We start from the raw sequence: 13,516 nt of genomic DNA, 5'->3' as shown, positions 1-13,516 counted from the left end.
TACTCAGTAAAACTGCTTTATTTCAAAGAAATTTATTTCCAGTTTATTCCTCAGTTTTTAACTGTTAACTATTAACTATCTTAGGGACTGGCTAACTTTCTCTTACTTATGACAACTAAATTTTAAGAGTTTATCTTTATTTTATGGAGCTACATTGGTCGTGCCTGTCCCATTTGTTACGGTGCTACATTTAGATACTAATATTATCTTACTTTATAAAATTAATAATTTGTTCAATACATACTACAATATTAAATATAGCTGCTAATGAGCATGTGCAAAGTATTAATATCCAGTATTTTTTATTTATTTTTCCACTATTTAATTGTTGTTTTGATGTATATATTAAACTTAACATCAAGACACTCATTAATCCTGGTATTAGACCTGGTACTTTAATATCTCTTGTAAAATATACAATTCCTACTAATATTGAAAAAATAGAAATAATACATTGTATTATAACCGCTGTTTTATATTTCATCTTATGCCTCCTAAGTAAAATATTTCCTGATTTAATAATATCATTTTTAAAGTATGTTATCCATAATTATAGGGAAACAAGCTCAAATTTAAATTTATTCAATAACTTTAAAATATTTTTATATAAGATATAGTGTTGAGTTTCAAGTGATTCAGAGCATGTCTCACTATTTGGGGTATCCAAGTTATGGAATGGATAATTTTAAAAGTCAACTTGGAACCCTATAGTTAATTTTTAATTACTCTATTATTTCCAAAACAAAAAGCCATAAATAAATTATGACTTTTAAAATTAATATAAATTTATATGTATTAAATATTCCCCTGTTGTTTTGCTAGTAAATTATGTATATAAAATCCAACCATATCTGAAACATACCCTAGTACTGCTCCACATAATAAAGCTGGTATTACAGCCTTCCAATTTCCCGATGTAGCAAAAGTACAACAACATCCACAAAAGGCTCCTGGTATAAACTCTAATTTTTTAGATTTTGCTTGTATACACATTACAAAAGAAAAGAATCCAGTAAAGAAATATCCCCAATATGAACTAACAAAATAAGATGAACATATCATAATTGCCATTGCCCAAAGTACTCCACTAAGATTTGCAAAAATAGATTTTTTAAATCCATTAAAATTTCCACCAGATGCAAAATAGCTTGTACATCCTATAAACCCAATCCAACCTATTAGCCCCATAGAATCGCTTATCCATGCCCATAAGCCTGAAAATATTCCTACACTAATAGCTGTAATAGTTGATCTGCTCATTAACTATCTTTCTCCTCTCAGATAATAGAAATTAATTTCTAAATTATCTTTTTATCTTATGTATAATATAATTATAAAAAAAACAAAGCTCCTTTTACATAAAAAGGAGTAATAAAAATAAAATTATATCATTAAACATATAGGTAAACAAGCCTACCTTTAAAAATTATTCAATAACCTTTTAAAAATATTTTTATATACTTTAAAGCCATAAAAACACTAAAAATACCGTTAAATAATTAGAAGTTATAACGGTATTTTTACTAACTTAGCTTTATTTTTAATTAATTTTTCCACTCTCTTTTTAAAATCGAATAAACAGCTAAACTAGAATATCTATTATTTCTAATTTGAACTTCTCTTAATGTTCCCTCATAAGTCATTCCACATTTTTGCATTACTTTTCCTGATGCCACATTATCTATATCATGTTTGGCACAAATTCTATTCATTCCAACTTCTTCAAATAGATATTTTATTATTGCTTTAAAGGCTTCTGTTGTAATACCTTTATTCCAATATTGACTTGAAATACAATAACCAATTTCACAAGCCTCATTGGCATCTTCTAATTTAACAATTGATATATTTCCAATTGCTTCCTTAATGTCCTTCAGTTCTATTACCCAATTATAATCACTTATATCTTCATATTTAGGTATCCATAAATTAACAATTTCTTCTGAATCTTTAATATCTCTGTGAGTTTGCCAAGATAAATACTTTGTTACCTTATCATCACTTCCCCAATTTTTGAACATATCAATTGAATCCCTATATTCAAATTTTCTTAAAATAAGTCTATCAGTTTCTAGTAAAACAGTACCTGTATGTTTCATCGCCATTCCCCCTTTATTATTTTCATATCCACCATGTTTTTTGAATATTTCTATTTATTATACATAAATATTGTCAAATAGCAATAAATTTTTTAATAATAATTATATAAATAGATTTAAAATTGAATAATTATAACCAAAAATAAGGTTGCAGTTTTATTCTGCAACCCTATCTTAATATTTTAAAGTTAAAGTAAATATATCTTTAGCAATTTTTTACTATAACCTTATATTTTTTTAGCTACAAGAAGAAATCTATGTTCTGTTCCTTCTATATATCCAACTTCCTTTATTTCTTTATCTATCTTACATAAGTTTTCAAAGCAATTATCAACAGAAAAATTTGGGAAGTCCCATTCTATTATCTTTGCAAAATATACTAATGCACCTGTATCGTAAAAACGTATTGGTGTAAATGATTCTTCTGATTTAATAATCTCAAATCCTTTATTTTCAAAAGCTTTAATATTATTTTTCAAATTGTTATTAGGATATAATGGTTTAAAATTATTAATCACTTTTTCTGATAAATCAACATCATTTTTTGCCCCCACTTGTTGAGTAATAAAATATCCACCTACCTTTAATATTCGTTTAATTTCACCAACATCAAAGGATTCATGTCTATTAATTATGATATCGAAAGAAGAATCCTCAAATGGCAATTTACAATCATCAACCACCTGTTTAACTGTTATTCCAAGTGGTTGTAATTTTTCCTTGCAAATTGCAACATTAGGTTGGTATGACTCCGTTATAGCTGTATTGCAAAATGGATGATTTAAAGTAAGTAGGAATTCTCCTCCTCCTGTTCCCATATCTAAAAGTTTATATTCTTCTTTTAAATAGGATAATAAAATTTTTTCATAATCCCATGGTATATTCTCTCCATCCCATCTACCATTGATATATGAAAAATCCCATCCTTGAAATACTTGATTTTCCTCATTTTTAAAATAGTTTTTTAATTGTTTTCTATTCATTTAACTACTCCTTTTCATATATAATAATTTAATTAGAAAAGCAGTGCAGTTAACTGATAACAAATATATTATTCTCTCGGCACAATCTGCTATCAGATTATATCAACTGCACCGAGTATTTACTTAATTTGTGTATCATAATAAGTTTCACCCCTTTCAAAGATTTTAAAAAATCTATTCCTTACATTATATTTTAAATAATATATTTAATTCAAAAACAAATCTTTAATTTGTTAAATAAATTATGTCACGTAATTTTTAACTGACCAATATTGTTGAAATGGTTATTACTAACTATTTAAAATCGTATTCTCATAATAAAATAAGCAAAGAACCAGCACCTGATAGATAGACTGTTATTTAATTGAAGTACTGGTTCTTTGCTTGATAATTTACTTTATCTAGCCTTTTTATTGAGTACAAATTTTTTATGGTTGTATATCCTAAATGAACCTGTCCTTCTTGTTACGGCTGAATACTTTGAATATAATCTTAACTAATCTTATTCTATTAAATACATATTTTTCTACTATTCATATAAGGAAACAAAACTATGATTTAAACCCTATAAATTAATTTTAATATTTCATCAATTACACCGTCTAATTCATATTCTTTTGGTATAAGATTTAATGTATCTTTAATTAAATTAAAACAATTTTCCAAACTAGTTTTACTTTCATTTATACATATAATTGAATCTATTTTTTTCTCTAAATTTTCCGGTTTAATTTTTAAATCTTCCACTATATGTTTTGTCCACTTCCAATCTGGTTCCCACTGCATGTTTACTGCATACAGCACCCTTAGAATTCTTTGAATGTCTGGTATCATTCTTTGCAAAAATGGTATTTTATCATCTCGCTTTGCTAACATTTTTCTAGATTCTATAGCTAATCCTACTGTCCATGGTTTTATAGTTTCTAATATAATATCTTTTGCAAGTTTAATTGGATAATTTTCTAATTTTTCTTGTAAAAATTTCAGATTATTATTATCTCTTATAAAAATTGCATTTTTAAATGTTGATACTAGTAATAATTTTTCATGACTATTTACTTTTCCATCAAGTATAAGTTCTAAATTTGTTTTCATATTTTCTATCTTCTGCCACCCAGCTTCAATCCAATATCCTTTATATTTAAATATTATCCATGTAGAACCATCCCAAAGTGGCATTCCATAGGGATATAACTCTGTTCCTCCAAGTTCTTTAATCCAATTTATTATAGTTTCTTCTTCTACCTTTTCATCAGTTAAAAATTCTATCTCAACATCAGAATCCTCATCAGCAAGGTTTCTAGACACAGACCCTACAATAACTATTTCTTTTCCGTATTTTATTGGACACTTGCTTGCTACTTCTTTTGCCAACTTAATTCTTTTCTCACAATTATCATTAAACATTTTTTTACTCATAACTCCCCCTATATTCCTATAAAATTTTATACCTTAAATACTTTTAAACTATGAAAATATATTTCTTAACATTATATTTTCACATATTCCTACCTTTATATTAATCCTAAATTTTATAAATTCAAAGTAACTTTTTTAAAAATTCAATATTTTCTGTATAATAGTCATTTGCTTTAACAAATGACCAACTGCAATGATCGATAACCATAGCTATTAAGAAATATTTTATATTCTTATAAAAATCTTCTTTTATATTCATATATGATTTATACCCATCAATAAAACATTTTTCATATTCCTTATTTTTAATAAAATACTTAAAATAAAGATTAGCTAAATCATTTTCGTAATTATCAGGATAGCTATGTTCAAAATCTATTAAAGCATTAATTTTATTTCATTCTCATCATAAATCATAGCATCCTCACATAACCACTTTATAATATGTTTATCATTTCATTAACTTTTCTTTTTCCTTATCTATTATTTTTTTATCAAGTCTTTCAAATAATATGTGAAAATCTTTAATTTCTTTACCTGATATAAGTTCAATACTTTGCCACTTATCTCCTTCAACATCTAACCATTTTTTAATCTTTTGCGATGATTCAGGTAAAAATGGATTTAGTAAGTTAGCTATGTTTAGGCATAATCAAATAAATAATAAGCCAGTATTCTCGCCTATTTGCCATGAATACTTCGTCGACAAAATCCAGCCATAGCCCTACTATGACTGGATTTCATCTCCTTGTCTCATGACAGACATGCTTCGAATCTTTGACCGCTTATTTCTTTTCATATGCCTTATTATTGAATATAATCAATTATATATTGTTGTTTTACATTCATCTAAATTAGAATTAATAGTAATCCATGGTGTTTTTTCATCAAAATATTTGTTGATACTTCTTATAAAACTAAAAATTTCTTCAACTGCTATTTTAAAATTTCCATTCTCTATATGGTTTCCAACTGAATAATATAAATATTTAATTTTTTTATGTGAATTTATTAAGAAAAAGTACCTTAATGCATCTGAATTATAATTTTCTACTAAATCAGGTACATATACGTGATAAATCTATTTATATTTTTTTACTTATACATTATTAAAGTTCGGTAATAATCATTTTCAGAAAGACCATATGAACCTTTTATTACTTGATATTTCACATCAATTATTTCGTATCCATCATCTTGCATAGAACTTACTATGCTATCTATTTCATTTGTATACTTATTTGCGCACTCTAATTCTTCATTTGAAAATTGATTTTTATTATTTATCATAACAATATGAACCTTACCATCTTTTTCTTTTAAAAACTTCTTAATTTTATAGTAACCATTTGCCATTCGCTCATTAATAAATTGTACCCATTCATCAACACTATCTTTTACCACTAAAACTTCATATTCATCCACTATAGTTTCTAAATCAATATTTCCAAGGCTTTTTTTTACTTTTCTTAAATTAGAGTAGTACATTTTTTTAAATAACATTTTGCTCTATTTTAACTCCACAATTACAACAAAACTTAGAACCTTCACTAATAGATGCTTTACAATTTTTACAATTAATACTCATATCATACTCTCCTTATTTTATCTTTAGTCTTTTCATATATATAAACTCCCAATCTCCCACTAACTTTTAATATAACATTTAATAACAGGTTTAGATGCTCCAATGGAGTAGACCACCATTACCTAAAATTCTATGATTGTGAACTAAATTCCCTCATATCTTATGAACGATTTTTTGTTCTTTAATTTTTTACACATTTTATTTATACACTCTAATAATTTTAATATTAAAAGGTTTAATTAGCTGTTCTAAAGGTTCAGTACCTCCATAAGGATATGACCATGGCTCAAAACACAATCTCCCAATTCCGTTTTCACCAATTTCACAGCCTATAATCTCATATTCTCCTGTTGTTATTGCATCAATTACTGATTCAAAATCCCATGGTTTATCAATAAGATGTAAATATCTACTTTCTTCTGCAGTTGAGTAATACAATTCCCAAAAATCTTTTATTTCCTGTTCCGTTGACCACCAAAAATAATTTAATTCATCCTTATTATAAAAATCTAATATTGTTGGATCATCACAATCTAATTTATTTAAATCCTTTTTCTTCTTTACATAATTGATTAACTTTGAAATTCTTTCAAATATCAAATTATCTTCATATGTAAATTCAATAAAAAAACTCATATTAACACCTCAATAAATATTATTTTTTAAATAAAATTATCAATTTTATAACATTACCATTATATCAACATTTACCATATAAAATATTTACAAATATTATAATATCATAGATTTTGTTATTAAATTTGTCAAAACTAAAGAAACCCCTAAAAGGAGTTTCTTTAATTCATACTTTAAAATATTCTATAGTTTTTGTATAAACATTTCATAAATCAAAACTAATTTTTAACAAATTCCCTTAATCTAAAACTACCTGCTGTAAAAAATACTACTGCCATTAAAATTATAATAAAGCTTGGTATTATAATTTCACCTGTATCTAATATTTTAATTAACCATGTAAATGGAGAAAATGCACTTATTCTTGTTAACATTATAGGAACATTTTCTAAAGATTCCATCTGTGAACTAACGATTCCTATTCCAAATGATATTAATCCAAAAACGACTAAAAATAAGCTTGCTAAAGTTTTATTTTTAATCCACCTTGTTACAGCTAATATTATAGATGTTGTAATTAAACTGCCTAAGAATATAACAAAAATTCCTTGAATTACATTATAGTTTGAAATTCTTAATAAAAATATTAATATTGAAAATGCTATACTACTTAACAGACCTTGAATTATAAATGTTGATAAAAATAAACTTCCAAGTATTATTCTATCTGAATTACCTGTTGATACTGCTCTTTTTAATACATTTTGATCTTTAAGGTTAATAATTTCTTCTGTAATAATAGAACCACCAATCATCATAAAATAACATAGCATTGATATAATCATCCTATATTCTGATTTATCCGTTATATCATTTTCTTTAATAATGGTTTCAATGGCATTGGTACTTAATCCTTTACTAATATCTTCTTGTAAAATACTATTTATATAATCAGTTATAATATTTTCTGACATTATTGTTCCGTTAGTTTTTTCTTTAACATAAAACTTAATTTTAGGAACGATACCACCTTCTAATATCTCTTTAAAATCTTTTTCTATAACATAAATTCCACCTAATTTATTATCACGAATTAAATTAATATTATCTGACACTTCTCCATTTAATATATCAACACTATATTTTTCATTTAATTTTGCAATAATATTACTAGAATACTCTGAATTACTTTTATCTATAACTCCTATGTTTCCTCTAACTTCATTATCATCTGTATTTGTGAAAACCATCCCATATATAGACATAATTATAAAAATAGGAGCTATTGCCGTCATTACTACCATAAAAGGATTTTTAAGTTGTCTTTTAATATTAATTAATACTAATCTTATTAACTGCATCTCTTTTTCCTCCCATGAAAAATTATCTTTACTATAGCAATTAAAATCATAATAATTGAACCTATCAATGTAACTGCTAACCATTTACCACATCCTTGCAAATTTCCATTTAAATTATATAAAGAAAATGCATTGTTTAAATAGTGTGTTGGTGCAACAATCCCAGCTTTATTTGCTTTTATTCCAAATAATTCTCCTCCAATTATCGGTAACATAAATATCACTGTTCCTACTATTTTTCCATATTTGGCACCAAATAAAGTTGATATACATTTAGATATTGATGCTGATAATATAGTTCCAACTAGTATTAATATAATAAGATGTGCAAAATTCCCTAAAAAACTTATACGTAATATTCTAAAGAACATAACATATATGATAAGTATAATAAATACATATACTAATGACGCTACATATTCAATAAAAAAATATTCTATCTCACTTATTGGTGTTGCACCTATTCTTTTTCCTAAATTAATACTTACATCTGCATACCCACTTTGGATTAATGTATATGTCTGCATAATTATTACAAATCCAATCATAGATGCTGCCATTTTTTTATAGGAATTGTTTTCATTAGGTGTATCTATTATTATGCTTTCTATTATTGATTCATCTATTATCTTATTTAAACTTTTCTTGTCTTTACCTGATAATTCTACATATAAATTTTGATGATATTTATCTAGGATAGATTTTAACGTATTTGTAACTAAACCTTTTTCTTCTACTTTTTTATTTATAGTTATACTTCCTTTATTTAAAGATAAAATATTATTTTCATAACCTTTATCTATTATTATTTCAACCTCTGGTTTTGTTTCTACAATACTTACAATATCTTTCATTTCCTTGCTATTTAATAATTCTATAAGCCCTTTTGACATATCACTATTATCTTTATCAATTATTTGGGCATCTACAGGTTTTAACTTTAACGGATTATCATTGTCAGTATTTTGTACAAACCCCATAAAAGTTGCAAGAACAATAGGAAACAATATAAAATATAATATTGTTACACTGCCATTTGCAATCATACTTTTTAGTGTAGTTTTTATATAATAAAATAGCTTCATCTAATTAACACCTCTAATCCCTTAATGTTTTACCTGTTAATGATAAAAATACATCTTCAAGCTTTACTTCTTCATAACTAATTTTCTTTATATTTATATTTTGTTTTTCTAATAATGCAAGTACATTTGCAAGTTTAAAATCTAAATTAATAACTAAAGTAATAATTCCATCTTTATCAGATACCTTTATAACTCCATCTACTTTGTTTAATTTCATAATTATTTCGCCACTTACATTTTCTGCCTCAATCATAACTTTGTTATTAGAAAATACAGCTGCTTTAATCTCATTCTTACATCCATACGCTATTTCTTTTCCTAAATCAATTATGAATACATTCTTGCAAAGCTCCTCAATCTCTTCCATATAGTGTGAAGTATATATTACAGTTGTTCCCCATTCCTTACATATATTTTTTATAAAAGAAAATATATGATTTCTCGATTGTGGATCTACTCCAACTGTAGGTTCATCTAAAATTAAAACCTTAGGATGGTGTAAAATAGACACTGCTAGATTTAATCTCCTTTTCATACCACCTGAATATTTTTTTACTTTTTGTTTTTTCTTTTCTTCTAAACCTGTTATTTTAAGAACTTCTTCTATTCTTTCTTTTAAAAGTTTGCCTTTAAGACCATATAATGCTCCAAAAAACTCTAAATTGGTTAAAGCATTAAGCTCCTCCATTAGAGCTAATTCTTGCGGAACATACCCTATACACTTTTTAGCCTTAATTGGCTCCTTTAAAATATCATATCCACACACTTCAATAGTTCCACCATCTGGAGTTAATAGTCCAGTCATTATATTTATTAATGTTGACTTTCCTGCACCATTTGGACCGATAAAACCAAATATCTCTCCTTCTTTTACTTCATAATTGATATTATCTAAAACTAATTTATCATTAAATCTTTTTGTTACGTTTTTTACTTTTATAATGCTCATAAAAAAACCCCCTTAAGTAATTCCTTAATCCTATAATAAGGCATTACTAAGGGGACAACTATAACTTAAAGTCACTAAAACACATGACTTAAGTCACTATTCCATTTTTAAAAGCGAAAATAGCAATTTGAGTTCTATCTCTAAGATCTAATTTAGAAAGTATGTTTGTAATATTATTTTTTATTGTTCCTTCTGATAAAAATAATTCTTCTGCAATTTCTTTATTACTTAATCCACCAGCAATTGCTTTAATTATTTTTATCTCTTTTTCTATAAGATTATATTTATGTATATCTTTTTTAATTACTGTATTAATTCCTATCATTTCTATTGCTACGTCAGGATGAACTACCATATTACCCTTATATGCTGTCTTTATTCCATTATAAATAACATCATGTGAACTATCCTTAAGCATATATCCAAAAGCACCATATTTTAATGCTTCTTGAATATACTCTTTATCTTTAAATGTAGTAAGAATTATTATCTTTATTTTTGTAAACTGCTCTTTAATAAGTCTTGTTCCCATAACGCCATCACATTCTTTCATCCTTATATCCATAAGGACAACGTCTACATCTGTGTTTTTACAAATTTCTAAAGCTTTATAACCGTTTTCAGCCATACCAACAACTTCAATATCATCAAATGTAGAAAGCATTACTTTTAAACCTTCTCTTATTAATTTTTCATCATCCACAATTAAAAGTTTAATTTTGTCCATTTTTACCTCTCCTCTTCTCTTGAAACTGTAATTTTAACAAAAAAACCATTTCCATAACTTGATTTTATATCTACAACTCCTTCTATTTCTTCAGCTCTTTCTCTAATACTTTTAAGACCAACTCCACTTTCTTCAATCTTTGATGTTCCTATTCCATTGTCCTTAAATGATATTATAAATTCATCCTTAGTAAAATTCATGATGACTTTCACCATTTTTGCCTTACCATGCCTTAATGAATTTGATAACACCTCTTGAGTTACCCTATATAAATGATTAGCTTGTTTTGTAGACAGATTCCAGTCCCCTTTTGATATAAATGTTTTAACTTGAACACCTGACATTTTCTCAAAGTTATTGCATACCTCTTTAATTCTTAAAATACCTTGATAATCATCATATTCATCTGGCTTAAGCTCATTTACTGCTCTTTTAACATCTTTAAAACTTTCATTAATAAACAATCTTAAATTCTTTGCCATATCTTTAACTTTACTATTTTCTTTTTGAGATACAGCTTCCATTGCAGATAATTGAATCATAGCTGTAGATAATGCATGTCCAACACTATCATGAATTTCTCTTGATATTCTGTTTCTTTCTTTTAATAAAGTAAGTTCTTCAATAGAATATACACATGCTTCTAATTCATTATTAGCTTTTATAAGCTTTTCTTCTGAAACTCTAAGCTTATCATAAAGATGTTGAGCTTCTATTTTTGTGCTATAAATTTTTGATATATAATTTAAAAGTATCAAAAATGTACTAAACAAAATAAAATATATGATAATCTGTTCAATATTTCTATTATCATTTATCAAAATTTCCATTAATAAAACTATTGTGCCTAAAATGTATTTAAATACTTTATTCTTTAAAGTAAATAAATCTATAGATACTCCAACCAAATAAAAAGCAATAATTCCTCCAAATTTCATTTGAGCAACAGGTATAACTAATAATTCTACTATTATTGAAATAATAACACTAAACTCTTTTTCTAAATAAAACATTCTTAAATGATTATTTATAATAAACATTAAAATAAAAACTAGGCATATAATACTTCTATTTTCTCCCTTTATAAATAACTGAAACATTAATATAAAAATCGTTATATACCTTATTAACAATAAATCTCTACTTCTTTTCATACTATTCTCCAATTTTAACTTTTACTAAATTTGTAATTTTTCTTGTATCATTTACCATATTTATATTAACATAAGTGTCATAATAAATTAAATAACTTTTATAATGATGTATAAATTTAAAAGAAACTGGACTAGCCCAATTTTCCCCCTTATTATAAGGTCTAACTTATTTTCTATAACTTATTCAAATACACTTTAATTATAATACATGAACATTTTGTATTCCTATTCCATAAACTTAAAATATATGTATTTTTTTAATTTCTAGATGAAATTTACAAATTATATTTTAATTTAAAGGAGGTGGTGTTATGGGTTATCACTTTAAAAATCTTGTTTTTGAGGGCGGTGGTGTTAAAGGCATTGCATATGTAGGTGCCTTAGAAGTGTTAGAAAGTGAAGGGATACTTAAAAATATTAAGCGAGTTGGTGGAACGTCTGCTGGAGCTATTATTGCCCTTTTAGTGGGTTTAGGATATACCGTTAATGAAATTGAAATTGAATTAGAAGGGTTAAATTTAAAAGATTTTATGGATGCAGATATAGGTGCAATTAGAAACATCTATAGGTTATTTTTCAACGGTTATGGATGGTTTAAGGGTAATGCTTTTCTTAAATGGATAGAAAGAATAATTTATAAAAAAACTAACAATAAAAATTCTACGTTTAAAGATATTAAAAGTAATCCTGAATTTAAAGACATGTTTTTTCAAGGAACAAATCTATCGACCCATTTAGTAGAAACATTCTCTACTGAAGATAAATTTTGTGAAAATATGCCTATTAAAGATGCTATTCGTATTTCCATGTCAATCCCTCTAATTTTTAAATCCATTAAAAGAGACCATTATTACTATATAGATGGAGGAGTTCTATCTAATTATCCAATAAGGCTATTTGATAACATAAAATATGTACATGATGCACAACATTATTTAATTCCAAGTTATTATAAAAAATTTAAAAAACAAAATGAAACTATTATGTATGTATATAATAAGGAAACCTTAGGATTCAGATTAATTAATAAAGAAAATTTAGATATATTTACAGATACAGCCATACCCCAAAATTATAAAATCGATTCATTTTTTAATTTCTCATGGAATCTCATTACAACTCTTATGGAAAATCAAGAAAATACCTATCTAACTCAACAAGACAAAGATAGGACAATTTTTATAGATTCATTTAATGTGTCAACTGTAGATTTTCATATAGACTCCGATACTAAACAAAATTTAATTAACTCTGGAAAAATAAGTACAGAAATGTATATTAAAAATTACAATAATGATAAAAATACTCTACTCAGATATAATAAAAAAGCTCTACGAAGCAACATTATAACCAACTAAATAAACACTCAAAATTAAAAAGGTTTTGACATTTGATATTTTAATGTTGAGACCTTTTTAATAAAAATTTTATTTAATATTTGTATTTTTATTTTTATATTATTATAAAATAATACTTAAATTTATTTATATTTTATTTACTATAATAGTGCAAAAATACTTGAATAATTTTACAACTGAATAAAATAAAAAACATTTATGATAAATCCTTGTTATA

The 13,516-nt window shown here is 25.4% G+C and carries 13 protein-coding genes; 1 reads left to right on the top strand and 12 read right to left on the bottom strand.

The window, feature by feature from the left end; all coding sequences use genetic code 11:
• Window positions 1-208: 208 nt before the first annotated feature.
• The 12 genes from AZI32_RS03800 to AZI32_RS03745 form a co-directional block, all read right to left on the bottom strand.
• Window positions 209-484 (bottom strand): hypothetical protein, encoded by a 276-nt coding sequence (locus AZI32_RS03800; protein WP_061994575.1) that lies wholly within the window; start codon window positions 482-484, stop codon window positions 209-211.
• A gap of 311 nt (window positions 485-795) precedes the next feature.
• Window positions 796-1,260, bottom strand: coding sequence for a DUF1097 domain-containing protein (locus AZI32_RS03795; RefSeq protein WP_061994574.1), 465 nt, complete (start codon window positions 1,258-1,260; stop codon window positions 796-798).
• Between the two features lie 284 nt (window positions 1,261-1,544).
• On the bottom strand, window positions 1,545-2,099 hold the full coding sequence (locus AZI32_RS03790) for a GNAT family protein (protein WP_061994573.1): 555 nt from the start codon (window positions 2,097-2,099) through the stop codon (window positions 1,545-1,547).
• Window positions 2,100-2,326: 227 nt separating this feature from the next.
• Window positions 2,327-3,082 (bottom strand): class I SAM-dependent methyltransferase, encoded by a 756-nt coding sequence (locus AZI32_RS03785; protein WP_061994572.1) that lies wholly within the window; start codon window positions 3,080-3,082, stop codon window positions 2,327-2,329.
• A gap of 558 nt (window positions 3,083-3,640) precedes the next feature.
• Complete coding sequence (locus AZI32_RS03780; RefSeq protein WP_061994571.1) at window positions 3,641-4,501, bottom strand: nucleotidyltransferase domain-containing protein; 861 nt, start codon at window positions 4,499-4,501, stop codon at window positions 3,641-3,643.
• A 1,095-nt stretch (window positions 4,502-5,596) separates the two neighbouring features.
• Window positions 5,597-6,004, bottom strand: a complete 408-nt coding sequence (locus AZI32_RS03775) for a hypothetical protein (protein ID WP_061994570.1) — start codon at window positions 6,002-6,004, stop codon at window positions 5,597-5,599.
• A gap of 283 nt (window positions 6,005-6,287) precedes the next feature.
• Window positions 6,288-6,725, bottom strand: coding sequence for a hypothetical protein (locus AZI32_RS18805; RefSeq protein ID WP_206406624.1), 438 nt, complete (start codon window positions 6,723-6,725; stop codon window positions 6,288-6,290).
• 218 nt (window positions 6,726-6,943) lie between these two features.
• A complete protein-coding gene (locus AZI32_RS03765; protein WP_061994569.1) occupies window positions 6,944-8,026 on the bottom strand; it encodes an ABC transporter permease in 1,083 nt (360 codons plus the stop codon).
• A complete protein-coding gene (locus AZI32_RS03760) occupies window positions 8,017-9,111 on the bottom strand; it encodes an ABC transporter permease (RefSeq protein ID WP_061994568.1) in 1,095 nt (364 codons plus the stop codon). The genes AZI32_RS03765 and AZI32_RS03760 overlap by 10 nt, the downstream gene beginning before the upstream one ends.
• Window positions 9,112-9,124: 13 nt before the next feature.
• Window positions 9,125-10,060: an ABC transporter ATP-binding protein gene (locus AZI32_RS03755; protein WP_061994567.1), complete on the bottom strand. Its 936-nt coding sequence runs from the start codon at window positions 10,058-10,060 to the stop codon at window positions 9,125-9,127.
• A gap of 88 nt (window positions 10,061-10,148) precedes the next feature.
• Window positions 10,149-10,787 (bottom strand): response regulator transcription factor, encoded by a 639-nt coding sequence (locus AZI32_RS03750; RefSeq protein WP_061994566.1) that lies wholly within the window; start codon window positions 10,785-10,787, stop codon window positions 10,149-10,151.
• A gap of 2 nt (window positions 10,788-10,789) precedes the next feature.
• On the bottom strand, window positions 10,790-11,941 hold the full coding sequence (locus AZI32_RS03745) for a sensor histidine kinase (protein WP_061994565.1): 1,152 nt from the start codon (window positions 11,939-11,941) through the stop codon (window positions 10,790-10,792).
• A 311-nt stretch (window positions 11,942-12,252) separates the two neighbouring features.
• Between AZI32_RS03745 and AZI32_RS03740 the strand changes: the two genes are divergently transcribed.
• Complete coding sequence (locus AZI32_RS03740; RefSeq protein WP_061994564.1) at window positions 12,253-13,299, top strand: patatin-like phospholipase family protein; 1,047 nt, start codon at window positions 12,253-12,255, stop codon at window positions 13,297-13,299.
• Window positions 13,300-13,516: the final 217 nt, after the last annotated feature.

Source organism: Clostridium sp. ATCC 25772 (assembly GCF_001573875.1).
Taxonomy (GTDB): domain Bacteria; phylum Bacillota; class Clostridia; order Clostridiales; family Clostridiaceae; genus Clostridium_J; species Clostridium_J senegalense.
This window is presented reverse-complemented; position numbering and strand designations above follow the sequence as displayed.